Origin of the sequence: Nocardia sp. NPDC059240 (genome assembly GCF_042753865.1) — a bacterium.
Taxonomy (GTDB): domain Bacteria; phylum Actinomycetota; class Actinomycetes; order Mycobacteriales; family Mycobacteriaceae; genus Nocardia.
Genome location: NZ_JBHZAC010000007.1, coordinates 383,603 through 408,314, shown reverse-complemented (window position 1 = coordinate 408,314; position 24,712 = coordinate 383,603). Strand labels below are relative to the sequence as shown.

The following is a 24,712-nucleotide window of genomic DNA, read 5'->3' as shown; positions in this document are numbered from 1 at the left end:
CGTCGGCGTAACTTGAACCATGGCTCAACTTAATGAGGTGCGAGCATGAGCAAGACCATCGCCATCTTCGGATTCGGGCCCGGACTGGGCATGGGCGTCGCCCGGCGCTTCGGCCGCGAGGGCTTCCGGATCGCGGTCATCGGCCGCAAACCCGACAAGGCCGAGCGGCACGTCGCAGACCTGAAGGCCGAGGGCATCGAGGCCACCGCCTTCCCCGCCGACATCACCGATCCCGCGCAGCTCGCGGAGACCGTCGCCGCCGTCCGCGCGACGCTCGGCGAGATCGATGTGGCGCTGCACGGCGCGGCCGCCGACATGTCCGATCGGGTCGCCTCGACGCGTGCGGTGGACATCCCGGACCTGCGTATTCCCATGGCGCTCAAGCTGCACTCGGCCATCGGCATGACCCGAGCCCTACTCCCCCGCATGCTCGAGCGCGGCGAGGGTGCGCTGCTGTTCTCCTCCGGTGCGACACCCCGGTTGACCTACCCCCACCTGTCCAATATCGGTATCGCACTGGCGGCGCAGCGCGGCTACCTGCTGCAGCTGGCGGAGGAGTTGCGCGGCAGCGGTGTGTATCTCGGCCTGCTGAACATCGGCGTGCTGATCGGCGGCAGCGAGGCCGAACGGATCGTGGACGCGCATCCGGATGTGGTCCCGGCGGGAGTCGGCATTCCCCGGATGACCAATAACGAACTGGGCGACCGGTATTGGAACCTGTACGTCCAGCGCGACACCGTGGAGTCGGAGGTCGGGTTCACCGACTAGTCGCGGACGCGGCCGTGTGAGATTCGTGGGATGTGTTGCGGGCGATGCGAGTCATACGATAAGAACCTGACGAAACACGGTCCGGGGGGCTCCGGGCACGTCGGTTCACAGACTTCCGCACAGCCGTAAAGGAATAACTCCACCATGACCGGTCCGGTCGTCTTCACCAGCTACTACTCCGACGAATCCAATGACGACGGGTTCCAGTGGGAGTTCCGCTGCGATCGCTGCACCACCTCCTACAAATCCCCGTTCGAGCAGAACTACTTCTCGCGCGGCCGTGGTGCCCTGCGGGTGCTGCGCGACCTGTTCGGTGATCAGGTCCGCGCCATCGACAAGATCTCCAATGCCGCGGAGAGCTACTCCAACCACTGGGGCGGCTCCTCGTCGAGCACCAAGGACAAGGCCTTCGCCCGCGCGGTCGAGCAGGTGCGCAACGACTTCCGCGCCTGCGGCGGTTGCGGCCGCTGGGTTTGCCACAGCGTGTGCTGGAACGAGCAGGTCGGTCAATGCACCAACTGCTCACCGCAGGTGCAGCACCAGATCGCCCAGGCTCAGGCCGAGGCCCGGGGCTCGCAGATCCGGGAGGCCGCCTACCAACAGGATTGGGCCTCCCAGCACGACGTGGCCACCCCGGCCCGCGTCACCTGCCCCACCTGTAATGCCCCCACCACGGGTGGCCGCTTCTGCGGCAGCTGCGGCACCGCCTTGGCGCTGCAGGCCCACTGCACCGGCTGCGGTCACCAGGTCCCGGTCGGCGCGGGCTTCTGCGCCAACTGCGGCCAGCACCAATAGCACTCGTCGATCAGCGGATGCCCGGGGTCGCCGGGTCGGGCCCCAGGCATCCGAGGATGAAGCAACCCGGCGGCCAGTTGTCGAAGGGCGCGTAGAGCGGCTTGCCCAGGCATTGCAGGACACCGCAACCCGGGTAGGCCATCGGGCCCAGGCCGAGGGCAGCGAGGGTGGCGTCCGGGTTGAGGAACATCGGGTCGTCGAGACTGACGTCGGGGTGCTCGACGTACGGTCCTGGATCCGGGAGGGCCGGGGTGCGGAAGGCTCCCACGACGCCGCGCAGCACGTCGTGCGGAAAGCTCACCGCGCCACCGGGAACCGTGACGCCGGTCCAGCTCACCAGCAATCCGAGGCTGGGCACGATGAAGTTGTCCTGACGCATCATGCCCGCCATCTGGATGGCGTCCTTGGGCAGGCCGGGGAAGACGTCCTCACAGCCCGGGCCGTTGACGGTGATCAAGAACCCGTAGCAGGGGTTGGCATCGGTGGGGGTGGTGGCCTCGGTCAGGTAGTCGGTCGAGATCAGTTGGCGGCCCTGCCAATTGCCGCGGTCGACGAGCAGCAGGCCGAGTTTGACGTAGTCGTCGGGTGGGAGCACCAGGTGTGCGTGGCCGTAGGTGTTGCCGCTGCGGTCCCGCGCCCACAGGTAGTCGGTGGCATGGATACCCAACGGGTCGAACAGTTTTCGCTGTGCGTAGGACTGGAAGTCCTCGCCGACCGACCGACCGATCACGTAGACGAGCAGGTCCACGGCGCGCTGGCTGTACTGCCACGCTTCGCCCTGCGGCTGCGTGATCGGCATGGCGAGGGCCTGCGCCACCACATTCGGGTCGAGCCGGAACAGTCCGGTCACGCCTTCCGAGGCGATGGCGACCTCCATGCCGGAGGTCTCGGTCAGCAGGCTACGCACGGTGATGGCGCGATGCGCGTCATCGCCGAGCCCGGCGGGCAGGTAGTTGCCGATCGGATCGTCCACGCGCAGTTTGTGTTCGTCGACCGCGATGCCCGCCACCATCGACACCACGGATTTGGTGCCGCTCCACAGATTCCAGGCGACCCCGCCCGCACGCTGATTGTTCGGCCCGCCGCCGATCAGGCAGTTGTTGCGGAAGATCTGCACGGTGAAGCGGGTCGGGTCGGAGGCAAAGTTCACCGCCTGCCCGAGTGCGGCCGAATCCAGGCCCACCTCTTCGGGTGTCGCGGTCTGGGGCTGGCGGCCCGTGCTGACCTCGCAGTGCCGCAAGCCATCCGGTGCCGGGCCGACCGGTGTGGCACGACCTGTCGGCCCGGCGATCAAGGCTGCGGCTATCGCCATTGTCATCGCGATGATGCCTGTCACGAACCGCGCCATCGAACCCTCTCCTCTGCTGAACTTCCCATCAGCTCATCGGAGGGCCCTTGCGGCCGTTATCTTTTCGTGACCCCAGACTTCCCTGGGCGGTAGTTCTGGGGGCGAACGATCTGGGGGCTCGAGGCCGGCCCGTCAGCGCGTGTCGACGGTGGCGAAGGCGGCCCAGATCAACGGGGAATGCTCGATCCGGCCGGTGTCGCGCCAGGCGGCCAGATGGGTGCGCTGCCAGGCATTGAGCGCGGTCACCGGATCCTCGGATTCGTGCGCGGCATCGATGGCGCACACGGCTTCCTGGAACGGATGCGCGGTCGGGGCGGTGCCGGCGAGGCGGTGGAAGGCGAGGTCGGTGGGCAACGGCCAGCGGCCCGCGGTGACCAATTCCGCACCGCCGGTGAGCATGGCGGCGACCAGGCCGAGCGGTTCGGCGAAACGCAGATCACCGCCGCTCTCGCAGGCGATGAGGGCGACCCGGCTGGGGATGGGCCAGATCTCGGGTCCGGTGCGCGGTATCGGGTTGTCGCGGTGGCCGTTACCGGCGGGCAGGGCGTGCGTACCCAGCAATAGATCGCGGGCCGAAAGCGGGCGGTGATCGCGGTAGGCGGGGGCGCAGCCCGGGCTGGCGGCCGTGCAGGACAGGTGCAGGGTGGCCGATTCGCTGCGGCCGGATTCGGGGGCCGCGGCGGTGACGTGACCGACGTAGAGCAGCCGCGCCGCGCCCGCGTGCAGTGCGCCGCTGAGCCAGGAACGATCGAGGTCGGTGCGCCGGAAGGCTTCCAGTGGGTCGCCGACGGCCGGGGTGAGCCGGTCCGCCGCCGCGTGCGCGGCGACCAGTTCGGTCAGCGGAGCCGCCGCGTCCATCCGGCCCAGCACCGAGCCGAGCGCCGAATCCGCCCGGAAGCCGGGGACGCGCGGATCCAGGACCGCGACCACCGGCTGGGTGCGGCTGCTCGTCCAGGTGCGGGCCACCCGGGCGGGGGCTTGCACGATTCCGGCGGGAGCCAGCGCGCTGACGTCGGCGATCTCCACCAGCCGGATATCCGGATCGGGGGCGAGCAGCTCCCAGGGCAATTGCGCTGTGCGCGGCGAAGGTTGGACGCGCAGGTGCGGGCGCACACCGGTGGTGTAGAGCTCATGGAGCTGGACGGCCAGTTTGTAGGGCAGGAATGTCGACGAAAGATGCTGGGCAAGTTTGTTTTCCGCCGCATAGCAGGCCAGTTCGCCCGTGGTGAGCGCGGATTCGAGTCCGCCCGGGATGCCCGGTGCGGGCAGCGCTGCCGCGAAGCGGGTCATCGCGGCCTCGACCTGCTCCTCGGGGATCACCGCGACGCCGCCGGGCGCGGTCTCGTCCGTCCAGCGCCAGGTGAGATAGAGGTCGCCCGCATCGGCCATCCGGACATGCACGGTCGGTGTCACGCGGTGATTACCCGGTCGGTGCGCAGTCGTCGGCCGTATCGCTGTTCGGCCGCGGCCAGCCAATCGGCCAGGGCCACATGGCCGTCCGGGGGTACGGCGAGCTTGGCGGGCGGGCTCACGGGTAGCCCGGCACTGGCCGCGACCGCGGCGAGAGCGGTACCGAGCTCGAGGGCGTCCCGCAGCGGCGCGGCAGAATCCGCAGGGGGGTCGAAGGGTTCGAAGAGATCCAGCGGGGAGGGTGGATCCGTAGCCAACCGATCGATGTCCAAGATGGTTCCCGCGCACTGGCTTTCGATCAGATCGGCGACCAGCCGGGCATCGCCTGCCAGATACGAGTAGCGGAAGGCCAGGCGCAGTGCCGGGTTCACGATGCGGCGATTCCAGGTGTCGCGCTGTGCGCCGTCGGGCAGTTCGTAGCGCACGGCATCCAGGGCCAGAGCGGCCGGGACCGCCAGATCCACGGCCCGCGCGAGTAATCCGGGCACCTGGGTGACCAGGGGTTCGAGGAGCCCGGCATGCCAGTAGTCGAGCTGGGCGCAATGCAGGCCGAGGCCGCGGACGGCGTAGGTGGCGCGGGCGGCGGCGAGTTCGGCCTCGCCTTGTTCGTAGCGTCCGGTCGCGAAGGCATTGGCGGCCAGGCGCAGTCGCACGTCGGCGGCGTCGATGACGGCCCGCGATTCCTCGAACCGGTGCAGCGCCTCGCGATAGCGGGCCTCGGCGACCTCGTGCTGTCCACGCTGCTCGGCGATGAAACCCATGACCTTCAAACCGATTCCGGCCCGGTGCGCCACCCCCGCGGCGTCGAAATGCTCCTGTGCGGCGGCCAGCAGTGGTTCCGCGTCCTCGAAACATCCGGTGCGTGTGTACATCAGCGCAAGGTTCTGCCGGGTCTCCGCGACTCCGGTGCAGTCCGCTACGGCTTGGAACGCGGCCAGCGCCTGCCCGGCGAAGTCCTGGGCCAGTTCCCAGCGCCCGGTCTCGAAGTGCGCCGCCGCCAGATTCATCAGCGGATGACCCGCCTGCTCCGGCCCGAATCGCCTTGCCGCGTCCAGTGATTCACCGGCGAGATCCAATGCCCGCCACCACTGCTGCCGATGCATGGCGACGGCCGTCGACGACACCAGACAGGCCAGCCGCAGATCCCCCGGCGCATCCTCGCCGCCCAGCGCCGCCCGCGCCTGCTCCAACGCGGCCTGCGCCCCATCCAGATCACCGAGATTCTGCAGCGCCTGCGACAACCCGATCAACGCCCCCGGATACATCCGCGGCGCATCGGTCCGCATCTCCGCCAACGCTTCCCCGAACCGCTCCACCGCCCCCGCATGATCCCCCAGCCGATCGGTCACCACCGCCACATCCACCAGCGCACACAACCGCAGATCCCCCACCTCCACCTGCGCCGCCCGCTCGAATATCCGCAACCCCTCCCACAACTCCCCCCGCCCCACCGCTTCCGCCCCCGCCCGCAACAACGGACTCTCGGCCCCCGCCTCGCCCTCCCCCGCACCGCGCCCGGCAGCATCTTCCGATGCCTCGTCGGCAGCTCCACCCGCCACCGGATCGGCAGCACCGCCCGCAATGTCGGATGCGGCGATGTCCGCCGACCCCACATCGGCGATAGCGGGCGGGGTGGGGTCACCGAAGGCGGGGTCCCGCATCCTAGAAGTCCGAATCTCCTGCGGCGGCTGCTATTTCGGCTAGCAGCGGGGCGAGGGGGTCGCCGTCGATCTCCGGGATCGCGGCGGAGTGCAGTCGGGCAGCGGCGAAGTCGCGGATGCGTGCGCGGAGGTCGGCGGCGGACTCGAGGGGCGAGGCGGTGTCGGGGAGCGGGCCGAAGCCGGGTACGTGGATGGCGATGCGGATGGCGGAAGCCGGTGCGGACAGGGGGGATTCGCCGATCCAGGTGTCGTGGACGGGGCGCAGTTCGGTGTCGACCTCGCCGCGGCCGGTGTCGACGCGAGCCCAGGGGCGCAGGTGGGCAGGGGCGTCGGCGGACCGCTCGGGGTGTGCGGCGACGCTGATGGCCACGGTGGTCGCGCCCGCGTCCCGGACGAGTTCCCAGGACACGGCGGATTCGGAGGCGTCCACCAGGCCGGGCGGGCAGCGCCGCCAGTCCCAGCCGTCGGTACCGCGGGCCAGCACCAGCGCACCGGACCGGTGTTCGTCACCGGCAGCCAGGGCGTAATCCGAAGCGCGCAGCGAGCTTTCGGCGGTCGCGGAGACCGGCGGGGCGAGCGCGTCCGCACCGTCCAGCAGGGCTTCGCATTCCTCGGTGAGCTGCGCGATATCGAGGTCGAGCAGGTCCTGGTCCAGGGCGGCGATGCCGTCCAGAGTGGAGGCGGGCCACCAGCGAGAAGCCCAGTGCGCGTAGGCGAGCCGGTATGCGCTCGCCGCCAGGGCGGGCCGGGCCGCGAAGGCCGTGGCCTCGGCCGATTCGCCGCCGGTGGCGACGGCGTCGAGCGCCAGCGCGGCGGGTTCTCCGTAGATTGCCCACACCCATTCCTGGGCGGAGTCGGTGTCGTCGAGCAGGGCGGCCGGAATCTCTTGTCCGGCAAGCACATTCCAGACCAGGTGGCCGCCGAGGACTTGCAGCACCATGGTGTCGGGGCCGGGTGCCGCCGTCAGCACGTCCGGCGTTCCGGCAGCGGTGATCGCGCACAGCCCGTCGGGGTAGCGCTGGATCAAGACCGTCGAGTTCGTCATCCCGCCCTCGATTCCCGATCGTCGGCCGTCGCCTCGGCATTCGCGGCGAGGGCCCGCTTGACTCGCATCCGATGGTCCAGGATCACCGACCGCGCCACGCCGTCGAGCAGATCCCAGAGTTCGTCCGCGGCGTACACGGGAAACTCGCGCACATCGCGCCCGTGCAGCCGCGCCCACAATCTCCGCAGGTATGGACGCCACGGTACGCGCAGATCCGCCGCGATGGCCCCCAGCGGTCCCTCGACCGCATCCACCCGCACCGCCATCCGCCGCGCCTGCAGCACATACGCTTCGCGCTGCCAGCGCGCGTTCACCAGCCGCGCGGCAATGCCCGATCCCACCCCGCCATTCGATCCGGCCGTGCCACTCGCCCCGACCCTACCGTTCGACCGCGGCCCGCCGTTCGTCCCCGCAGCGCCTCGCGATCCCGCAGTGCCGCTCGAGCTCGGCCCGCCATTCGCTCCCACCGGACCGGTAGTCCCGGCATAGGTGCCCAGTAATCCGGCGGCGGTGCCGGTCAATCCGACTGCCGCGCCGACCAGGCCGACCGCCGCGCCCGCGAACGCGCGGGCCGGTTCGGGGGCGGCCTCGCGGTCGCCGGTGGGTATCTGCGGATCACCGAGCGGGCACAGGCTCACGGCCAGCACGGCTCCCGCGGCGGCGGCCATGCGCAGGGACTCGTCCAGCAGGGCCCAGGGGGCGCAGGCGCGGGCGATCTCGGCGGCGACGAGTTCGGGCAGCGGGGGCAGGTCGCCGCGTTCGCTGGAGGCTTGCAGGACGGTGAAGATGCGCTCGTGGATGGTGCGGTCGAAGGGTAGGCCGAGGGTGGCGGTGGAGGCGGAGCCGCCGACCCGGGGTGCCTCCGGCAGCGGATGCAGGGTCAGCCCGAGTTCGCGGGCGCTGCGGCCGGATTCGCCGCCGGTCCATTCCGAGCCGCCCTCGGGCTGAGCGAGCCACAGCTGAATTCCGGTGTGCGTACCGAGCGAGGCGGCGACGGCGGACTCCAGGTCGGCACCGCCGGAATCATCGAATCGTGTTGCGGCACAGGCATCCAGGAGTTCGATCAGCGCCCGGGTGTGGTCGGGGACGTCGGTGAGCGGGCGACGCCGCCAAGCGGTGTGGATGAGGGCGGTCAGGTCGGCGGCACGGGCCTGGTCGGCGAGATAGTCCTTCAATGCCTGCGTGGTGCGTCCGGCGTTGAGGCCGTGGATCTCGCGCAGGGCGGCTTCGGCGGCGGCCCGGTCGCGGGCCGGGTCCGGCATGCCCGACACGGTTGCCAGTTCGAAGCAGCGCTGGAAGTACAGGTCCTGGGCATTGCCCTCGGTGATGCGCAGCGCGCGCCGGGTCTGTTTGAGCAGGGTGAACCAGGCGGCGGTGGCGCGCAGCACGTCGCCGGCGGCGTGCACGCGAGCGGCGAGCAGGACCGCGCCGTCGGCCGACAGCATCGCGCCCGCGCATTGCGGATGCTGCACGGGCCGGATCACCAGCGGGTCGAGGATGGCCTTGACGGTGCGCCGCAGCGGCCCGCCGTGCGGCCCACTCAAGGGTTCGACACCGTCGAGGCGCCGCCACACCTCGTCCAGCACCATGGCCCTCGGTCGTCGCATTCGCCCAGGTTATCCCAGTTCCGTGGCCCGGAGCGCGCCGGAAGTTGGGATCGGTAGGCAGGGTGTCGATTCCTACGGTTCTGGCATCGGTTCCACCACGGAGCCAGCAGAACCAGAACGAGGGAAGACCATGAACAGCAAGCCGATCCGCCTGACCACCGCCGTCCTCGCCGCCACCGCCGCGACCGCCCTGCTGGTCACCGGATGCAGCAGCAGCAACGACAACAACTCGAAGTCGACCACCACCGCTGCGCCCGCCGCCACCTCCGCCGCCGCCACCTCGGCCGCACCCGGTTCCGCCGCCCCCGCCGGCGGCAGCTCCTCGGCCTCGGTCGACGGCAAGGCCATCACCGCCAAGTTCGACACCACCTGCGCCAAGCAGGGCGGCACCCTGGCCCTGGCACTGACCGATCAGGGCAACTCCACCTACGGCACGCTGACCGCGAGCGCCACCATCACCGGCACCGACACCGTCCAAGCGGTCGGGATCGCGGGCACCAAGGGCGGGGCCAACGGCCAGCCGTACGCCCTCGGTTTCGGCAACGGCATGCCCGGCGGCTCGGCCAAGGTGACCAAGAGCGGCAACACCTACACCGTCTCCGGTGAGGGCGTCGGCGGCGTGGACATGTCCAACCCGATGGCCGGCCCCAAGACCGAGAAGTTCGAGATCGTCTTCGCCTGCACCACCGTCGTCGGCGGCTGATTCCCCCGCTCGCATCGGCCCCGACGCCGGGGCCCCGGTCCACCCCGCTCGTGCCACCGGCATGAGCGGGCCCAGCACCCACGTCTGAATCCGGAAAGCACATGAAGAATCAGATCCGTCTCGCCGCACTCGTTTTCGGCGTCCTGGCCGTCGGCTACTACCTCTGGCACGGCCTCACCTCCAACGATGTCTTCGGCTGGGTCGGCCCGCAGATGGCGCTGCCGATCATCGCCCTGACCATCGTCCCGATCGTCTTCGCCTTCACCGGCGACGGCATCATGTCGGCCTTCACCGGCCACAACAGTTCGCAGTACCGCAACGGTCTGGTGGGCCTGGGCACCGTCGAGGGTGTCCGGCAGACCGGCGTCTACCTCAACGAGCAGCCGCAGGTGCGCATCGACTTCCGGGTCGAGGGCTCCGACGGCAAGGTGTTTCCCTCGCACGCCAAGATGATCGTGCCGCTGACCCAGCTGGCGCTGCTGCGTCCCGGCGTGGTGTTGCCGGTCCGCTACCTGCCCGGCAAGACCGAGAAGGTCGAGGTCGACCAGTCCGGCGACACCACTGCCGCGCAGGATGCCATGAACGCGGCCAATATTCGCAAGGGTTTCACCACCCCCGCCAAGCTCGATATCGCCCGGCGCGGCATCGCGGCCCAGGCGGTGGTGCGCTCGCTGAGCGTCCCCGGCGAGATCCGCGACGGTCACACCCGCCTGGATCTGGTCCTGGTGGTCACCCGTCCCGACGGCAGCACCTTCGAGACGCGTACCGAAAAGTTCCTGGCCCCCGCGATGGTCTCGCTGGTCCAGGTCGGCCGCATCGTCGGCGTGCACTATCTGCCCGACAACGAACAGGAGGTGGTGCTGTCGCTTCCGGTCAACTCCAGCAACTGACAGTGATGTATCCACCGGTGTTCTCGGAAATACCCAGAGCCGCAGACGGTTTCGTCGGCGGCTCTTTTGCCGTACCCGCTCAGAGCTTGCGGGCTTCCGCCCCGATCAGCAGCGGCTGCGCGAACCGCCAGATCTCCTCGGCGGCATCGAATTCCAGCGAGACGGCCGATGCGGGCGTTCCCGCGAACTGTTCCGGCACGGGCGTGCCCGGCCAGGTGTGGCCGCCGCCGAACACCGTCCATTCCAGGACCGCCGTACCGCCCACACCACCGGCCGCGAGGATGCGGTGCGAGCCCTCCGTGGTGACGGGGTCACCGACCTCGCCGCACCCGTCGATCGCTCGCCAGTGCCGCGCGGACTCCGCCAAACCTGCAGTGCCGCCCCGCATTTCGCCGTCCGGACCGCGATGCCGGGAGAACCCTCCGGTGATCGGCACCACCGGATCGACGTCGCCGTTCATGAGCAGTCCGGACACCGCGTACCCCGGCCGCAGGTCCGCCAGCGCCTCCGGAAGCCCGCCCGCGACGGCCGCGAACACCGCCACCCGATCACCGGCCTCGATGGCCATCCGATGGGCCATGAAGGCACCGTTGGAGATTCCGGTCACGATCGCGCGATCACCGTCGGTGTCGAATTCCTCGGCGCACCAGTCGATCACGGCGTTCAGGAACGCGACGTCGTCGATACCCTCCGCATCGGCGGCGGTGACCCCACGGCCGTCGGCCCAGCACCCATCCCACCCGAGTGGATAGGCCACCGCGATCCCCCACTCGTCCGCGTGCCGCGCGAAACTGGTCCACTCGTACATCAGCGGCTCCGTGGGAAGCTCCCCCATCCCGCTCTGATTGCCGTGCAGCACAAGCACAATGGGTGCTCGTTCCCGACCGGGTGCCCGCACGTGAAAGGTGCGGCGCACCCCTGCGACGGTCAGTTCCACTTCGGCCAGTTCAGCAGCCACGTTCACTCCTCCAGCTTCCCTGTTCGATTCAGCCCTGTTCGATTCAGCCCTGTTCAATTCAGTCCTGACCCATTCGGCCCGATGACGTATTGCGCCTGATCCAGCACGGCCTCGAAGCCGATGGCGCGGTAGATCTTGTTCGAGGTCGGGTTGGCCAGATCGGTGAACAGGCAGACGTCCTGGCCGGCCGCGCGCAGGGTGCCCGCGACGTGGGCGACCAGCGCGGAAGCGTAACCGTGGCCCCGGGTTTCGGGCGGCGTGTACACCGGTCCGATGCGCGCCCAGCCGCGGATGGGCACCTGATGCGCGGTCAGGCTCACCGGACGACCGTCGTCCTCCCACAGCCACCAGCGTCCCGTCGCGAGGCGGGCGCGCAGCGCCGATTCAGCGAGCGCCAATTGGAAGCCTCCCAGCTCGCGGTCCATATCGGCGGTCCACTGCCCGCATACCTCGATATCGGCGGCGGTGGCCGGGCGCGGTTTGCCGGGCGCGTGCGGCACCTGCAGGCGGCCGAGCCGATAGAGCCGCTCCCGCCGCCCGGCACCGTAGCTCGTGCCACGTAGTTCGCTCCAGATCCGAGCGAACTCGGAGGCGGCGGACTCGGCACCGATGACCTCGGGGACCCGGGGCAGAAACTCCGCGAATCGCGTGACCAGTTCGGGCAGGGCCGCATCGGGCATCTCGCCCACCAGTACGCCGTGCCCGGCGGTGCGTATGGCGACGCCCACCACGTCGCCCGAACGCACGGAAGCGAAATACGAAGGCTCCACGGGCACCGTGAGACCCGTCATCTCGTTGTCGACGATCGTGCATATCAACGTGTGCCGCAATGGATCCCGATCCAGGAACCCGGACACCCGCCGCTGAAAATCGCCCGCATCACTGGTGATCTCGACCCGCATGCCTTCCACCGTATAGGTCGTCGAACACACCGGCGAAGCGCCGATCACGGCCGAATAGCCCAGCGGTTACAAATTTCCCGAAACGGTCTAAACCTCTACTCGACTCTGGTACGCATGAGATAGCTATCCGGTTGCCTTATCTCGCTACAGCACTTCTACCAGCAGGGAAGAAGGAGCGATGAAAGTCAAAGGATTGACAGCGACCATCGCAATGGCGATCACGGCCACGGCGATCACGGCTGGCGTAGCGTTCGCGGAACCACTCGATGTGCAGCCCGCACCCGTCCCCAGCGCCACCCAGCCGGTGGACGATCCGGACGTGGTCATGCATCAGTGCAACGCCATCATCGGCGCACTCGTCGGCGGTTTGATCGGCGGCACCCTCAGCGCCTTCCCCGGGGCCGCGATCGGCGCGGGCATCGGCGCGCTGGTCGGCTGGTCCCAGCTCACCCCGCCCGGCCCGCCACTGGCCTGCTGGACACCCGCGCCGCCACCGGCCTGACGATTCGATCGACGCGGTCGCCGTAGACCGGGTGCCGTCATCCCCCGTTGCTCGATGGCACACCGGTTTGCCTCCGGGGCAGGATCTCCGGCGGCTGGTCGGTGGCAATCTCTTCGGGCACAACATGATCAGCGAGTCCCAGCCGGAAACCCGTCGGCGTGGTGCCGGTCTGGGCACGGAAGAACTTGGTGAAGTTGGCCGGATCCTCGAAACCCAGGCGGCGCGCGCATTCCGCGGTGGTAACCGGCTCGTGGGCCAGCATGCGCTTGGCCTCGAGCGCGACTCGCGCATTGAGGTACTGCTTGGCGGTGAATCCGGTGGCGGCGTGCACCGCTCGCGACAGCGTGCGCGGTGAATAGCCGAGTTGTGCCGCGTACCAGGACACTTCGCGGGTTTCGGAGTGATAGCGCTCGACCAGACGACCGAAGCGATCGAACAGGTCGGTGGGGTCGGGCAGCGCGGGCAGGCCCGCGGCCAGGCGCAGGGTGAGGGCGCTGAGCAGGTGCCGCAGGATCGCGGGCTCGGGTGGGTCGGCAGCGTATTCGCCCAGCAGATGCCCGAATGCCGCGTCCGTCAACGGGTTCGCGGTGAGCACCGGTGGTGTGGCGGGCGACGGCAGATGGCCGAGCGCCCCCGCGGGGACGAGTTCCGACCGGCACAGAATGACCTCGCCGCGCAGATCGCCGAGGTCGTCCCAGCGGTGGGTCCAGCCGGGCCGGATCCAGGCGAGGGTGCCCGCGGTGAGCGGGTGTGCGACGAAATCGACTGTCATGCTGCCGGTTCCGGCGGTGCAGCGCGCGAGCACGTGGAAATCGCCGCGGATCACCTCGCGACCCGCGACCGGCATGGGTCGCAGCTTCACGAAGTCCAGCACTTCGAGACCGGTGGCGGAACCGGCCTGCGGCGCATACTGCAAGGTGCGTATGGGTTGTCCATTTTTGACCATGAGCGGTCCCGAATCTACCTGGCCGGGGCGAGTTTGGTGACCATACCGTGAAGGCATGACGAAAATCGCCGTGGCGGGCGGAAAACTCCCGATCCACCTGTACGACGGTGGCTCTGATGCGCCACTGCTGGTCTTTCTGCACTATTGGGGCGGATCCCACCGCACCTTTGCGCCACTGATCCACCATCTTGAATATCCGGGAAGGGTGGTCACTTATGACCATCGCGGGTGGGGCGAGTCGCGGATGCTTCCCGGCCCCTACGACATCGCGCAGCTGGCCGCCGACGCGCAGTGCCTGCTCAACGAGCTCGCACCGGAACGCTTCGTGCTGGTCGGGCATTCGATGGGCGGCAAGGTCGCCCAGTTGCTGGCGTCCCGCCGACCGGTCGGTCTCGAGCAGGTGGTGTTGATCGCTCCCGCGCCCGCGCATCCCGTCGTGACTCCGCAGGATCAGCGGCTGCTCGCCGGGGCCTACGCCGATGCGGAGGCCGCGACCGGGGCACTCGACCACGTGCTCACCCATCGACCGCTCCCGAATGCCCTGCGCGAACAGGTGATCGCGGACAGTCTGGCCGGGTCGAGGGCCGCGCACGAGGCGTGGGCGCTGGATTCCATCGCCCGCGACATCTCCGCGACGGTCGGGCGCATCGAGGTTCCGGTACTGGTTTTGGCGGGCGAGCACGACCGGGTCGATCCGCCGCCGGTGCTCCGCGAGCATCTGCTGCCGCACATTCCCACCGCCACGTTACGGATCATCCCGGATACGGGACACCTTTCACCCCTGGAGAATCCGCGGGCGCTGGCCGATCGGATGCGGGCTGCCCTCGCCGATCCGGCCCCGGTCGCACCGTAGCGTCGGTGAATTCGATGATGGGACGAGGATTCGATGATCTGACATGGAATAGCCAGGGCCTACCCCTATGTTGAGACGGTTCAGTTTGTTTCTCTCCCACAGGAGTCCGTGTTGGCACCCCTCATCGCTCTCGTCGTCGTCACCGGACTGGCCCGGCTGGCGGGGTGGCTGCACGCCGCCGACTGGCTGGATTCGTGGCCGCACGCGGTGCGTATCGGTCTCGCCGTGATGTTCGTGCTCACCGCCTCCGCGCACTTCCTGCAGCCCCGCCGCGACAGCATGATCGCCATGGTCCCGCCGCGGCTGCCCAACCCGCCCGCCCTGATCACGCTGACCGGAATCCTCGAATTGGCCGGAGCCGTCGGCCTTCTCATCCCCTGGGCCGCCCCACTGGCCGCGAGCTGCCTGGCGCTGATGCTGGTGCTCATGTTCCCCGCGAACGTCCGTGCCGCCCGCGAGGGCATCGGCATCAAGACGATGCCGCTGCCGCTGCGCAGTCTGCTGCAGGTGGTCTTCGTCGCCGCGTGTGTGCTCGCCGCCTTCTGATCAGGCGCCCTGTGGCCCTGGCTATTTGATCGCGACCGGGCTGATCGGCGTGCCGACCGCGCCCGGGATCCGCAGGGCGGGCGCGCACAGCAGGAAGTCGTAGACGCGGTCCTCGGCGCAGTCGCGGCCCAGCGCCTCCAGATCCCAGATCTCGCCGAGCGGCAGGCCCATATCGCGCAACGTGATCATGTGCAGGGGCAGCATGACGCCGTCCTCGGGCCGCATCACCTCGACGGCCGGATTGTCCACGGCGACCGCGGCGATGTCGTGTTCGTGCAGCCATTCCGCGCAGCGCCAGCTCAATCCGGGACTGCCGCCGAACCATTCGGAGTGCCTGCGGGTTTCGAGGAAGCGGGTCCACCAGCCGGTGCGGATGATCAGGATGTCGCCGGGGTGCAGGCTCACATCCTGCGCGGCGAGGACCGCGTCCAGTTCGGACGGTGTGACGACGGTCCCGGGTTCGAGCCGTTCGAGATCGCGGTGCCGGGCGACGTCCAGCAGGACTCCGCGCCCCACCACGCCGCCGTGCTCGGCGACCCGTTCGATGCCGAGCCGGCTCGCGCCCATACTGGTGACCGTCCCGGCCGGGTAGCCGTTGTAGAGCAGTCCGTCGTAGTAGACGTGGGAGAGTGCGTCCCACTGGGTCGCGGCCTGCAGCGGCATCATGATGTAGTCGTCGTTGAAGCGCATCGGGCCGCGCGCGTACATGCCCGCGACCTGCGCCTCGGTGGGTCCGCCCCAGCCGGCGAGCTGGGCGGCGAGGTCGGCGTCGCCGCCGTCGATCGCCATCAGATGGATGGGATTGCGCCGCTGGCCGCTCGCCCCCTGCGGGCCGTAGGCGTCGAAGGGCACGCCGAGCGGGATGCTGCGGCCCTGCACCGCGCGCGTGGCGGCGTAGGCGATGCGTTCGGGGGTCAGCAGATTCAACGTCCCGAGCTGGTCGTCATCGCCCCAGCGGCCCCAGTTGCGCACGCGCTCAGCGGCTTTACGCCATTCTTCGGTCACGGGCACCTCCACAGCGACGGATCGGTTCGATCATTACCGGGTCCGGTGGAGCCTGTCGAGGGTCAGTCCCGGTCGGTCTGGTTGGATGGGTGCAGTGACCAGCGTTTCCTTCCGATTGATCGGCGACCAGCGGTTGGACCGCGTGATGCCGGCCTGGGCCGAGCACTATCCGCGCTACGACATGGTGATCGGCTACTCGGATCTCGGTTACGCGTTTCTGATGAGCAGCCGCACCGGTGAGTACGGCATCCTCGATCCGTACAGTCCGGGCGTCAAGGACTACGGGGTGTTCGCGGACGCCACCGCGTTCGTCTCCGAGGTGCTGTTCGATCCGAACGTCATCACCTATGTACTGCAGCCGGGACACGTGGCCGAGATCCGGCGGCGGCTGGGGCCGCTCGGCACGGACGAGGTGTACATCGCCACGCCGTACCCGTTCCTCGGCGGGTCCGAGAGCCCGGAGTCGTATCAGAAGGGCGGGGTCTGGGTGTTCTTCGATCTGGTGGCGCAGGCGCAGGAATTCGAATGAATCCCGAAGACTTCGACGCGCTGGCGGGTTCGGAGGACTACCGGTCCATCGCGCCGCTGACGGCCATGGTGCTCGATGCCACGCTGCCGGAGTCGGTGCGCATCCGCGCCTCGGAGGTGGTGACCGGGTTCGACGACACCACTACCGCCGAGCAACGCCGGACCTGGTGGGCCAGTGCGGATCTCGTGGTCATGCGGCATGCACTGGGCCTGATGGACCGCACCGAGGCCGACATCGTGATCGCGGTGGCGAGTGATGACGAGCATCCCTTGCAGGCGACGGCGGTGGAGTCCATGAGTTTCGGCTTCGGCGAGGCCGAGTTCATGCCGGTCCTGCAGCGCGCGCTCGGTCACCGCGACCCGGCGGTGCGGGAAGCGGCCGCGGGGACACTGCTGTGGGAGGAGCCCGTGGCGGCGGAGTCCGCGCTGCTGGCGGCCACCCGCGACGAGACGTTCGAGGTGGCCGCGGCGGCGATCAATACCCTGCGGTACTACCCCACCCGGCGGGTGCTGCGTGAAATCTCGCTCTTGCGAGCACATCCGGATCAGCGGATCGCTGCCGCCGCCTCGGATGCCTTCGACGAGGTGCAGTGGAGCTTCGAGCAGGCCGCCACCGAGGGGAAGGCGGGAAGCGTTGCGCTACTGCGGGAATGGATGTCCCCGATTCGCGACCTGGTGACCTGGCCGGAGGAGATCACGGGTCGGGAACTGCTGCCGCTGCATACCCACCGACCACGCGGCACCGTCCCGGAGACCGAGCTGACGCGGCTGCTCGACGATCCGGATGCCGACCGGGCCGAGCTCGAGGGGACGTTGCGCGGCGCGGATTGGCAGGGCTACGAGGCCGACGCGCGAGCGCGCGCGAGCACACGGTTCGCGACTCATCCGAATCCCTTGGTGCGCGAGATCGGTTGTGCCGCACTCGCGGACTGGGTCTGCACGGCAGAGCTGGTGCGACTGGTGGGCGACCGGAGTTTCGGGGTGCGCAAGACCGCGATGTACTTCCTGTCCACGATCCCCGCCGATCCAGAGGTCGCCGAGGTCGCCTGGCAATACCTGGTGACAGCGACCGGGACCACGGCCCAGGAGGCGGTGCGCACGTATGTCGTGCATGCGGGCCCTGCCGCCGTCGACCGGCTCGTCGAGCTGGCCCGCTCGGATCGACGGGAGGCCGTCCGGTACGAGGCGATCTGCGCACTGTCGAAACTGGAGGCCGCCGAACAGATCTCCGCTCTCGCCGACCTGCTGAGCGCGGCTCCCGGCGTGAATTGGTCCGTCCACCTCGCACTCCTGTGGGCATTGCGGGAGCTCGGCCTCGCCGTGGTCGTCCCGCCGCAGCTGGCCGCCGTCGACAATGTCGACCTGCAGAGCGCCCTCGCCGCCCTCACGGCCCGCCAATCCTGATCAAGCCCGCGCCCCGGTACCGGGTCGGCGGTAAGGTCGGACCGTTGTGCCGTCGAGAGGGAGTGGTGGCCATGGCAGTTCGTCACAGGTTCGCGGGGGCCGTCCGGCAGGCCGCGCTGGCCGCGGGCGCGGTGAGCGCGTGTGCCGCCCTGACCGCGACCGCTGCCCCGGCAGTGGCGGACGCACACGATCTCGGCCGCCTCGACGGGGTCGAATTACTCAATGGCGCATGGTCTTTCGACAAGGCCGCGGTGTCGCTGGGGATCAGCTATTCGACCACCGACCAGCACGACAATCAGGCTCGCGCCACCGCCGGGCTGTACCTGCCGCCCGGTCTGCCGCCGCAGGGTGGCTGGCCGCTGGTGGTGTGGGCGCACGGCACGATCGGCATCGGCAACGACTGTGCACCGTCGCGTCGCCCCCAATCCGACCGTAATCGCAGCTATTTCGACGAGATCCTGTCGAACGGGTACGCGGTACTCGCCCCCGACTACCAGGGCTTGGGTACCAGCGGCAATTTCAGTTACTACAACACCGCGGTCGAGAGCCGCTCACTGCTCGACGCGGTGACCGCCGTGCGCTCGCTGCCCGTCCCGCTCACCCACCACTTCGTGCTCATCGGCCAGTCCGAGGGCGCGCACGCCGTCATGAGTGCCGCCGCCCTCTACGCCCGAAACCCCAGGTACGCACAGGGACTCACCGGCGTGATCGCCACCGGCCTGCGCACCAACCCGGCCAAGAGTCTGCGTGAGATGTTCCGCGCGGACTCCACCGGCTCGGACAACCAGGTCGGCTACGCGGGCTACTACCTCGCGGCCCTCGAGGACCGCAACCCCGGCAGCGTCACCCCCTACCTGTCGGACTTCGGCCGCGAGTACGTGGAAAAGGCCACCACGGAATGTCTTTCGGACCTGGTGGCCGACGCCGCGGGCCGACGCCCCGCCGCCTTGGTCGCCGACCCGAACAATCCGACTCCCACCTTCGAGGCCGATATCCGCTCGCTGGTCTCCTACCAGGAGGACGTGGTCCCCGCCGACCTCATGATCGGCTACGGGACCGCCGATATCGACGTCCCCCCGGCCGACACCCCCGCCTACGGCCCCGCGCTGCAATCCCACAACCCCTGGTCCACCATCACGGTCACCGCCTACCCCGGCAAGGATCACAGCGGCGCGTTCCTCGCTTCCCTCCCCGACGCCCTCGGCTTCCTGCAGCACCATCTGCCCTGACCAGGAGTCGATGTCACACCCACGGCCGGCCGTTGTCATTCCCGCGATCGGTGTCGCGGCCGCCATCCTTCAACTGGCCCGGTGACACCGCATCGAGGGTGTTAGCGTCGACCCATGGCGAACCGACACGACGTACAGCACGCCGTAGTGACGACATTCCAACGCAGAGTAGCCAACCCGATCCTGGGCCGACTCCCCGTCCAGACCCTGCTGGAAACCACCGGCAGGGTCAGCGGCCATCCCCGCACCACCCCGATCGGCGGCCGCCGCGAGGGCAACGTGTTCTGGCTGGTGGCCGAATTCGGCACCCGCTCCCAATACATCCGAAACATCCAGTCCGACAACAAGGTCCGCCTCCGCCTCCGCGGCAATTGGCACACCGGCACCGCCCACATACTCCCCGACGACGACCCCATTGCCCGCCTGCGCTCCCTCCCGAGAGCCAACAGCGCCGCGGTCCGCACGGTAGGCACCGACCTCCTCACCGTCCGCATCGACCTGGACTGACGCTCTACCGCGTATCGGCGGCGAGGAAGGGCAGCACGAGGTCGAGTAGTTCGTGTGGCCGGTCCAGCGGGATGATGTGGCCGCAGTCCGGAATCACCTGTCCCACAAGGTTGTCGGAGATGGGGCGGAGCTGCCGCTCCAGTGCGTCGCCGACGGGGTGAGCGCCGATCGCCAGGGTGGGTGCGGTGAGGCGATCGACCGCTACGGCGTGAGCGATCTGCTGGGCGCTGGTCGGCAGTGCACGGTAGTAGGAGAAGGCGCAGCGTAGGGCGTCCGCTCCGGTGTAGGCATCGATGAAGGCGGCGTGGATATCCGCCCGCACGCCCCGGCCACGGGTGCCGGTGGTGAGAAACCATTCGATATATCGCGCCTCGTGGCCGAGCAGGACAGTCTCGGCCAGGCCGGGGACGGAGTGGAAGCCGAACCACCACGGCGGACCCGCGGCGAGGAAGTCCTCGGCGCCGGGGAGCGTGCCCAGCAGCGCTTCCATGACCACCATCCGTCGGACCCGCCCGGGGTGCAGCAGGGCGAGCAGGATCGCGACCGGGGTACCGGCATCGATGGCGACCACGGCGGCGGTGGGTTCGCCGAGGGCATCGAGGATCCCGGCGATATCGGCGGCCAGCGTGGCGGCGTCGTAGCCGTCGGGCGCACGGGTGCTGGCTCCGAACCCGCGCAGGTCCGGGGCGATGACCCGGTAATGCGCGGACAGCGGGCCGATGATCTCGCTCCACAGTCGCCAGGTGTGTGGAAAGCCGTGCAGCAGAACGACTGCGGGGCCGGAGCCGGCGATGGCGACGTTGGCGCGAATCCCGTTGGTCTCGATCCGGCGCAGGTCGATCGACGCGGCCTGCGGAGGCGTGCGGGTCATGGGACCTCCAGGTGGTTACCATTAGTTACCAGGAAACGGTAGGTAACCCCGGTTGCCCTGCCAAGAGGGCACATTGAGCACAGGTGGTGAGGTCCAGGTGACTACCCGATCAACGCACGCGCAGGCACCCGTTCGCGGTGATCTGTTCGATCGCGAATGCCCGACCCGGCAACTGCTGGACCGCATCGGCACCAAGTGGACGTCGATGGCGGTCAAGGTTCTCGCCCAGGCTGCCCCGCAGGAGGTGCGCTTCGCCGAGCTGCGCCGGCGCATGCCCGGCGTATCCCAGAAGATGCTGTCGGTAACCCTCCACAACCTGGCCCGCGACGGCCTGATCACCCGCCGCGTAGAGCCCACGGTGCCCCCACGCGTGCACTACAGCCTCACCGAACTGGGCCTGTCCCTGGAGATTCCGTTGGCCGCCCTACGCACCTGGGCCGAGGACCACATGGCCGAAATCGACCGCGCCAACGCCGTCAACGCCAGCAGCCCTTCCAGCCACGACGAGTGATCAGGCCGGTGTCGGTTTGACGGCGATACTGTGCGTAGCCTCCGACGATTTCCCGTTCTCCGCACCGTAAACCGTCAGCCCCACCCTGCGCACGGTCCGCAAGGGAACCTCGGAAAGCACCAGCGTGACAGTCGAGTTCCCAGCCTGCTCGTCGAAGCCCGGATTGCACGCCAAGAGCACCGCATCGGGTGTCCAGTGATAGCGAATCGGCGCATCACCGGATTGCGACTGACTGCCGTCAAGCGTGATCGTCCGCCCGCTGTACCCAGTCGTCGGGCCTTTGATGACCGCTCGGATACCGCTGTTCCTGTCGGGCGAAGCCATAACGGCGATCGTATCGGCCGCACCCCGGGCCACCGGTTACGGGCTGCTAGAAGGAGGGCAGTTTGGTGGCGTTGTCCTGACAGAGATTGCCTACGGCCAGGAAGACGTACTTCGAGGCCCACTCGGTGGTCAAGGGCGGCTCCCATTGGGCAACAACCTGATCGGCAGAGTTCCCCGCATCGAGGTCTGTGCAGATCTGCCCACCGATCTGGATGGCGGTGGCTTCGTCTTGGAGAACATGCGGATCGCCAGCGTGTTTCAACGCGGCGACGAAGTTGTTCGCAGCAGTCGGGTTGTCCTCGGCGCGGAAGATCCGGTGGCCGGGCTCGCTCGCGGGGGTGGCCGGGTGAGTTGGCACCGTGGCGCTGACCGGGACGGTCCATGCGGACAACACTGCGGGTTGGTCGCCCACTGCTGAGCATCCGGACACTACGACGAGCATGGCAAGCAGCGGCAGTAGCGGAGCCATCTTCACGATGCAGGACCCTAGCCATTGCTGAACGCTATTGGGGCTGACACCGAGGAATTGACACGGGTGTCAGGGCCATTCCGACAAGTGGGGATCAGCTGCCGCTGCTTCCGGTGGGTAGGGCGATCGGGGTGGGGTACAGGCCGCTGCCGGGGATCGGTTGGGGGATCAAATAGGTGGCTGTGAATTGACGGGCGTCCTGGGTTATGACGACGTGGTGGATGCCCTGGCTCGCGTCGGACATGCCGTCGGCGCATAGTTCGCCGGCTGCGGAGCAGTAGCTTGCACTCGGTGTCATGGGCGAGTTGCCCATCGCAATTCCGTTGTCGGTGAACGAAACCGGGTCGGCGTTGTCGACGCGGACGGTCACCATGAACGCGCCGTCACGGTAGCCGATGTCGTAACCCTTGCTGACATTGGCTCCGACAACTTGAACCACGGCCGCCGAGGCGGGAGTGGCGGTCACGCTCGCTGTTCGCCTCGCTGCCATACCGACCAGGTGAGGGGGATGCCGGGGCGGTAGGCCAGGTGGGTGGCGGAGGGGGCGTCGAGGATGTGGAGGTCGGCACGGGCGGTGGGGCGGAGGATGCCGACTGCGCCGGGGGCGGTGAGGTCGTGGGAGAGGGAGAGGGCCGCGCCTGCGGTGGCGGACCAGATTGCTTCGGGGATGGACAGGCCCATTTGGAGGACTGCGGTGGTTACGCAGAAGGCCATGGAGGTGGTGTAGGAGCTGCCGGGGTTGGCGTTGGTGGCCAAGGCTATTCGGGCTCCGGCGTCGAGGAGGCGACGGGCCGGAGGGAGGGGCTGGCGGGTGGAGAGGTCGCAGGCGGGGAGGAGGGTGGCGAGGGTGGCCGAGGCGGCGAGGGCCTCGATGTCGGTGTCGGTGAGGTGGGTGCAGTGGTCGACGCTGGCTGCGCCATGGGTGACGGCCAGTTGGACGCCGGGGCCTGGGGACAGCTGGTTGCCGTGGACGCGCAGACCGAGGCCGCGAGCACGCCCGGCTTCGAGCACGCGGGCGGAGTGGGCGGCGTCGAAAGCTCCTGTCTCGCAGAAGACGTCGATCCAGCGGACGTAGGGGGCGACGGCGTCGAGCATGGGGCCGCAGACCAGGTCGGTGTAGGTGTCGGCGGTGAAGTCGGGCGGGACTATGTGGGCGCCTAGGAAGGTCACCTCGTCCGCGACCTCGGCTGCCAGTGCGGCGCAGCGTTTTTCGTCGGGGACGGTGAGGCCGTAGCCGGTTTTGGTCTCCAGATAGGTGGTGCCCTGACGGAGGGCTTCCGCCCGCAGGCGGCGCAAGGTGGCCGCGAGAGTGTCGTCGCTTGCGGCACGGGTGGCGTCGACGGTGGTGCGAATACCGCCTGCCGAGTATGGGATTCCGTTCATCCGGGCACCGAACTCCGCTGTGCGGTCGCCGGCGAAGACCAGGTGGGTGTGGCTGTCGACCCAGCCGGGGAGGACCGCGCGGCCGCCGACATCGACGCGACGGTCGGCGGCGGGGGCGGACCCGGCCGGGCCGATCCAGGAGATCCGTTCGCCCTCCATCACGAGGGCGGCGTCGGCCAGGACACCGAATTCCTCGGTGTTGGTGGTGAGTTCGCCGATGCCGGTGATCACCGTGGAGGTCACTGCCATAGTGCTCCGATCTCGCTGTCGAGGGCCGCCGCCACATTGCCGAGGGTCCGGTGGATGCGGTCGCGCACGATCCAGCGGCCCGCGATCATCACATCGGTGACGTCGGATGCGGTGGCCGCGAAGAGGATTCCGGGCCCGTCGACTCCTGCCGTGCGCACTGATCCGGTGTCCACGCAGACCAGGTCCGCGTCGCGGCCGGGCGCGATTGCCCCCAGGTTGGACCAGCCGGAGGCGGCGTGCGCGGCGGCGGCATCGAGTAGTTCGCCCGCCTCGAAGCGGCCGCGCGCGCCGCTGGCGAGCCGGTCGTGGAATTCGAGGGCCCGGGTCTCGAACCAGGGGTCGATGATCGATTGCCCGTCACTGCCGAGCGCCAGGCGAACACCGGCATCGGCCAGCGCGCGGGCGGGGCCGATGCCGTCGCCGAGATCGGCTTCGGTGCTGGGACACAGGCACACCCACGAATCCGACAGCGCGGCGATATCCCCGGGCGTGAGGTACGTGGCGTGGACGGCCACGGTGCGAGGTGTGAGAGCGCCTGCCGCCGTGAGTAATTCGGTGGGCGTGCACCCGTACACCGCCAGGCACTCCTCGTTCTCCCGTGGCTGCTCCGACAGGTGCACGTGCAGGGGCCGCCCGGCCGCGCCGTGCACCACGGCCGGCAGCTGCTCGGCCGGTACCGCCCGCACCGAGTGGATGGCCGCCCCGGTGAGCACCAGATCGCCTGCGGGCCGGAAGGATTCGACCCGCCGCGCCCAGGCGTCGGCGTCACCGTCGTCGAACCGCTGCTGCACTCCCGAGGTGGGCTGTCCGAAACCCCCGGCCAGATAGCACGCATCGAGCAGGGTCAGCCGGATCCCGGCCTCACCCGCCGCGGCCACCAGCGCATGGGAGAACTCGTTGGGATCGGCGTAGCGCTGCCCGTGCCCGGGATGATGCAGGTAGTGGAACTCCGCGACACTGGTGTATCCCGCCAGCACCATTTCCGCGTACACCGCCCGCGCCAGCCGATAGTAGGAGTCGGGCTCCAATCTGCGTGCCAGCGTGTACATCCGGTCGCGCCACGTCCAGAAGCTGCCCCGATCCGCGTGCGTCCGCCCGCGCAATGCCCGATGGAAGGCATGCGAGTGGACATTGGCGAACCCGGGCACGGCCAGGCCGGAAAACACTGTCCCGGAGGGCTTCTCCCCCGGCGAGACCGCGGTGATCACCCCTTCGGCGATATCGATCCGCACCGCGTCCGCCGGCCCGCCGGGCAGCCACGCCCGCGGGAACCAGTAGCTGCTCATCCGGCCATCGAT

27 protein-coding genes are annotated in these 24,712 nt (G+C 69.1%); 12 read left to right on the top strand and 15 right to left on the bottom strand.

Translation table 11 applies throughout. From position 1 onward, the window contains the following. The first annotated feature begins 45 nt into the window (after positions 1-45). Positions 46-768 (top strand): SDR family NAD(P)-dependent oxidoreductase, encoded by a 723-nt coding sequence (locus ACFXHA_RS27000; RefSeq protein ID WP_379361438.1) that lies wholly within the window; start codon positions 46-48, stop codon positions 766-768. Between the two features lie 144 nt (positions 769-912). Continuing rightward, the gene (locus ACFXHA_RS26995) at positions 913-1,563 is read left to right on the top strand and encodes a zinc ribbon domain-containing protein (RefSeq protein ID WP_379361436.1); all 651 of its coding nucleotides are present in this window, start codon (positions 913-915) and stop codon (positions 1,561-1,563) included. Between the two features lie 10 nt (positions 1,564-1,573). Here ACFXHA_RS26995 and ACFXHA_RS26990 read toward each other — a convergent pair whose 3' ends face one another. From ACFXHA_RS26990 to ACFXHA_RS26970, 5 genes are all read right to left on the bottom strand, one after another. Then, positions 1,574-2,911 (bottom strand): serine hydrolase domain-containing protein, encoded by a 1,338-nt coding sequence (locus ACFXHA_RS26990; RefSeq protein WP_379361434.1) that lies wholly within the window; start codon positions 2,909-2,911, stop codon positions 1,574-1,576. Between the two features lie 132 nt (positions 2,912-3,043). Next, the gene (locus ACFXHA_RS26985; RefSeq protein ID WP_379361626.1) at positions 3,044-4,300 is read right to left on the bottom strand and encodes a hypothetical protein; all 1,257 of its coding nucleotides are present in this window, start codon (positions 4,298-4,300) and stop codon (positions 3,044-3,046) included. A 20-nt stretch (positions 4,301-4,320) separates the two neighbouring features. Next, the gene (locus ACFXHA_RS26980) at positions 4,321-5,982 is read right to left on the bottom strand and encodes a tetratricopeptide repeat protein (protein WP_379361433.1); all 1,662 of its coding nucleotides are present in this window, start codon (positions 5,980-5,982) and stop codon (positions 4,321-4,323) included. A gap of 1 nt (position 5,983) precedes the next feature. Then, positions 5,984-7,027 carry a hypothetical protein gene (locus tag ACFXHA_RS26975; protein ID WP_379361431.1) on the bottom strand — a complete coding sequence of 348 codons (1,044 nt, stop codon included), beginning with the start codon at positions 7,025-7,027 and terminating at the stop codon, positions 5,984-5,986. Further along, on the bottom strand, positions 7,024-8,616 hold the full coding sequence (locus ACFXHA_RS26970; RefSeq protein ID WP_379361624.1) for a hypothetical protein: 1,593 nt from the start codon (positions 8,614-8,616) through the stop codon (positions 7,024-7,026). Before ACFXHA_RS26970 ends, ACFXHA_RS26975 begins: the two co-directional genes overlap by 4 nt. A gap of 148 nt (positions 8,617-8,764) precedes the next feature. Here ACFXHA_RS26970 and ACFXHA_RS26965 point away from each other — a divergent pair, with 148 nt between their 5' ends. Beyond that, the gene (locus tag ACFXHA_RS26965; RefSeq protein ID WP_379361429.1) at positions 8,765-9,337 is read left to right on the top strand and encodes a lipoprotein LpqH; all 573 of its coding nucleotides are present in this window, start codon (positions 8,765-8,767) and stop codon (positions 9,335-9,337) included. Between the two features lie 101 nt (positions 9,338-9,438). Beyond that, positions 9,439-10,227, top strand: coding sequence for a hypothetical protein (locus tag ACFXHA_RS26960; RefSeq protein WP_379361427.1), 789 nt, complete (start codon positions 9,439-9,441; stop codon positions 10,225-10,227). A 79-nt stretch (positions 10,228-10,306) separates the two neighbouring features. Here the strand turns inward: ACFXHA_RS26960 and ACFXHA_RS26955 are convergent, their stop codons facing one another. Together ACFXHA_RS26955 and ACFXHA_RS26950 are read right to left on the bottom strand one after the other, a co-directional pair. Further along, positions 10,307-11,185: an alpha/beta hydrolase family esterase gene (locus tag ACFXHA_RS26955; protein ID WP_379361425.1), complete on the bottom strand. Its 879-nt coding sequence runs from the start codon at positions 11,183-11,185 to the stop codon at positions 10,307-10,309. Positions 11,186-11,238: 53 nt separating this feature from the next. Then, positions 11,239-12,087: a GNAT family N-acetyltransferase gene (locus tag ACFXHA_RS26950; protein WP_379361423.1), complete on the bottom strand. Its 849-nt coding sequence runs from the start codon at positions 12,085-12,087 to the stop codon at positions 11,239-11,241. A gap of 178 nt (positions 12,088-12,265) precedes the next feature. On the opposite strand from ACFXHA_RS26950, the gene ACFXHA_RS26945 reads away from it, so the two are divergent. Then, complete coding sequence (locus ACFXHA_RS26945) at positions 12,266-12,589, top strand: hypothetical protein (protein ID WP_379361421.1); 324 nt, start codon at positions 12,266-12,268, stop codon at positions 12,587-12,589. 37 nt (positions 12,590-12,626) lie between these two features. Here the strand turns inward: ACFXHA_RS26945 and ACFXHA_RS26940 are convergent, their stop codons facing one another. Further along, positions 12,627-13,535, bottom strand: a complete 909-nt coding sequence (locus tag ACFXHA_RS26940) for a helix-turn-helix domain-containing protein (protein ID WP_379361420.1) — start codon at positions 13,533-13,535, stop codon at positions 12,627-12,629. Between the two features lie 55 nt (positions 13,536-13,590). Between ACFXHA_RS26940 and ACFXHA_RS26935 the strand changes: the two genes are divergently transcribed. Together ACFXHA_RS26935 and ACFXHA_RS26930 are read left to right on the top strand one after the other, a co-directional pair. Then, positions 13,591-14,388: an alpha/beta fold hydrolase gene (locus tag ACFXHA_RS26935; RefSeq protein ID WP_379361418.1), complete on the top strand. Its 798-nt coding sequence runs from the start codon at positions 13,591-13,593 to the stop codon at positions 14,386-14,388. Positions 14,389-14,499: 111 nt separating this feature from the next. Further along, the gene (locus ACFXHA_RS26930; RefSeq protein WP_379361417.1) at positions 14,500-14,934 is read left to right on the top strand and encodes a DoxX family protein; all 435 of its coding nucleotides are present in this window, start codon (positions 14,500-14,502) and stop codon (positions 14,932-14,934) included. A 21-nt stretch (positions 14,935-14,955) separates the two neighbouring features. On the opposite strand, the gene ACFXHA_RS26925 is transcribed toward ACFXHA_RS26930, so the two are convergent. Next, entirely contained in the window at positions 14,956-15,945 is a 990-nt protein-coding gene (locus ACFXHA_RS26925) for a cyclase family protein (RefSeq protein ID WP_379361415.1), read from the bottom strand. Between the two features lie 88 nt (positions 15,946-16,033). On the opposite strand from ACFXHA_RS26925, the gene ACFXHA_RS26920 reads away from it, so the two are divergent. The 4 genes from ACFXHA_RS26920 (at position 16,034) to ACFXHA_RS26905 (ending at position 19,607) form a co-directional block, all read left to right on the top strand. Then, entirely contained in the window at positions 16,034-16,468 is a 435-nt protein-coding gene (locus ACFXHA_RS26920; RefSeq protein WP_379361413.1) for a T6SS immunity protein Tdi1 domain-containing protein, read from the top strand. Then, entirely contained in the window at positions 16,465-17,871 is a 1,407-nt protein-coding gene (locus ACFXHA_RS26915; protein ID WP_379361411.1) for a HEAT repeat domain-containing protein, read from the top strand. Before ACFXHA_RS26920 ends, ACFXHA_RS26915 begins: the two co-directional genes overlap by 4 nt. Before the next feature lie 71 nt (positions 17,872-17,942). Next, entirely contained in the window at positions 17,943-19,100 is a 1,158-nt protein-coding gene (locus ACFXHA_RS26910; protein WP_379361410.1) for a lipase family protein, read from the top strand. Between the two features lie 114 nt (positions 19,101-19,214). Continuing rightward, positions 19,215-19,607, top strand: coding sequence for a nitroreductase/quinone reductase family protein (locus ACFXHA_RS26905; protein ID WP_379361408.1), 393 nt, complete (start codon positions 19,215-19,217; stop codon positions 19,605-19,607). A 4-nt stretch (positions 19,608-19,611) separates the two neighbouring features. On the opposite strand, the gene ACFXHA_RS26900 is transcribed toward ACFXHA_RS26905, so the two are convergent. After that, positions 19,612-20,478: an alpha/beta fold hydrolase gene (locus ACFXHA_RS26900; RefSeq protein WP_379361406.1), complete on the bottom strand. Its 867-nt coding sequence runs from the start codon at positions 20,476-20,478 to the stop codon at positions 19,612-19,614. A gap of 97 nt (positions 20,479-20,575) precedes the next feature. On the opposite strand from ACFXHA_RS26900, the gene ACFXHA_RS26895 reads away from it, so the two are divergent. Next, positions 20,576-20,989, top strand: coding sequence for a winged helix-turn-helix transcriptional regulator (locus ACFXHA_RS26895; RefSeq protein ID WP_379361404.1), 414 nt, complete (start codon positions 20,576-20,578; stop codon positions 20,987-20,989). On the opposite strand, the gene ACFXHA_RS26890 is transcribed toward ACFXHA_RS26895, so the two are convergent. The 5 genes from ACFXHA_RS26890 to ACFXHA_RS26870 form a co-directional block, all read right to left on the bottom strand. Further along, the gene (locus tag ACFXHA_RS26890; protein ID WP_379361403.1) at positions 20,990-21,313 is read right to left on the bottom strand and encodes a hypothetical protein; all 324 of its coding nucleotides are present in this window, start codon (positions 21,311-21,313) and stop codon (positions 20,990-20,992) included. A 46-nt stretch (positions 21,314-21,359) separates the two neighbouring features. Continuing rightward, positions 21,360-21,782 carry a DUF732 domain-containing protein gene (locus ACFXHA_RS26885; RefSeq protein ID WP_379361622.1) on the bottom strand — a complete coding sequence of 141 codons (423 nt, stop codon included), beginning with the start codon at positions 21,780-21,782 and terminating at the stop codon, positions 21,360-21,362. Positions 21,783-21,876: 94 nt separating this feature from the next. Further along, positions 21,877-22,248: a hypothetical protein gene (locus tag ACFXHA_RS26880; protein WP_379361401.1), complete on the bottom strand. Its 372-nt coding sequence runs from the start codon at positions 22,246-22,248 to the stop codon at positions 21,877-21,879. Then, complete coding sequence (gene hutI, locus ACFXHA_RS26875; protein ID WP_379361620.1) at positions 22,245-23,408, bottom strand: imidazolonepropionase; 1,164 nt, start codon at positions 23,406-23,408, stop codon at positions 22,245-22,247. The genes ACFXHA_RS26880 and hutI overlap by 4 nt, the downstream gene beginning before the upstream one ends. Then, positions 23,405-24,700, bottom strand: coding sequence for a formimidoylglutamate deiminase (locus tag ACFXHA_RS26870; protein WP_379361399.1), 1,296 nt, complete (start codon positions 24,698-24,700; stop codon positions 23,405-23,407). The genes hutI and ACFXHA_RS26870 overlap by 4 nt, the downstream gene beginning before the upstream one ends. Positions 24,701-24,712 lie beyond the last annotated feature (12 nt).

Excerpts from the sequence above, each read along its gene's own strand:
- ACFXHA_RS27000 (WP_379361438.1), top strand. The coding sequence starts at position 46 with ATGAGCAAGACCATCGCCATCTTCGGATTCGGGCCCGGACTGGGCATG.
- ACFXHA_RS26995 (WP_379361436.1), top strand. The coding sequence starts at position 913 with ATGACCGGTCCGGTCGTCTTCACCAGCTACTACTCCGACGAATCCAAT.
- ACFXHA_RS26990 (WP_379361434.1), bottom strand. The coding sequence starts at position 2,911 with ATGGCGCGGTTCGTGACAGGCATCATCGCGATGACAATGGCGATAGCC.
- ACFXHA_RS26985 (WP_379361626.1), bottom strand. The coding sequence starts at position 4,300 with ATGGCCGATGCGGGCGACCTCTATCTCACCTGGCGCTGGACGGACGAG.
- ACFXHA_RS26980 (WP_379361433.1), bottom strand. The coding sequence starts at position 5,982 with ATGCGGGACCCCGCCTTCGGTGACCCCACCCCGCCCGCTATCGCCGAT.
- ACFXHA_RS26975 (WP_379361431.1), bottom strand. The coding sequence starts at position 7,027 with ATGACGAACTCGACGGTCTTGATCCAGCGCTACCCCGACGGGCTGTGC.
- ACFXHA_RS26970 (WP_379361624.1), bottom strand. The coding sequence starts at position 8,616 with ATGGTGCTGGACGAGGTGTGGCGGCGCCTCGACGGTGTCGAACCCTTG.
- ACFXHA_RS26965 (WP_379361429.1), top strand. The coding sequence starts at position 8,765 with ATGAACAGCAAGCCGATCCGCCTGACCACCGCCGTCCTCGCCGCCACC.
- ACFXHA_RS26960 (WP_379361427.1), top strand. The coding sequence starts at position 9,439 with ATGAAGAATCAGATCCGTCTCGCCGCACTCGTTTTCGGCGTCCTGGCC.
- ACFXHA_RS26950 (WP_379361423.1), bottom strand. The coding sequence starts at position 12,087 with ATGCGGGTCGAGATCACCAGTGATGCGGGCGATTTTCAGCGGCGGGTG.
- ACFXHA_RS26945 (WP_379361421.1), top strand. The coding sequence starts at position 12,266 with ATGAAAGTCAAAGGATTGACAGCGACCATCGCAATGGCGATCACGGCC.
- ACFXHA_RS26940 (WP_379361420.1), bottom strand. The coding sequence starts at position 13,535 with ATGGTCAAAAATGGACAACCCATACGCACCTTGCAGTATGCGCCGCAG.
- ACFXHA_RS26935 (WP_379361418.1), top strand. The coding sequence starts at position 13,591 with ATGACGAAAATCGCCGTGGCGGGCGGAAAACTCCCGATCCACCTGTAC.
- ACFXHA_RS26915 (WP_379361411.1), top strand. The coding sequence starts at position 16,465 with ATGAATCCCGAAGACTTCGACGCGCTGGCGGGTTCGGAGGACTACCGG.
- ACFXHA_RS26910 (WP_379361410.1), top strand. The coding sequence starts at position 17,943 with ATGGCAGTTCGTCACAGGTTCGCGGGGGCCGTCCGGCAGGCCGCGCTG.
- ACFXHA_RS26905 (WP_379361408.1), top strand. The coding sequence starts at position 19,215 with ATGGCGAACCGACACGACGTACAGCACGCCGTAGTGACGACATTCCAA.
- ACFXHA_RS26900 (WP_379361406.1), bottom strand. The coding sequence starts at position 20,478 with ATGACCCGCACGCCTCCGCAGGCCGCGTCGATCGACCTGCGCCGGATC.
- ACFXHA_RS26890 (WP_379361403.1), bottom strand. The coding sequence starts at position 21,313 with ATGGCTTCGCCCGACAGGAACAGCGGTATCCGAGCGGTCATCAAAGGC.
- ACFXHA_RS26885 (WP_379361622.1), bottom strand. The coding sequence starts at position 21,782 with ATGGCTCCGCTACTGCCGCTGCTTGCCATGCTCGTCGTAGTGTCCGGA.
- ACFXHA_RS26870 (WP_379361399.1), bottom strand. The coding sequence starts at position 24,700 with ATGAGCAGCTACTGGTTCCCGCGGGCGTGGCTGCCCGGCGGGCCGGCG.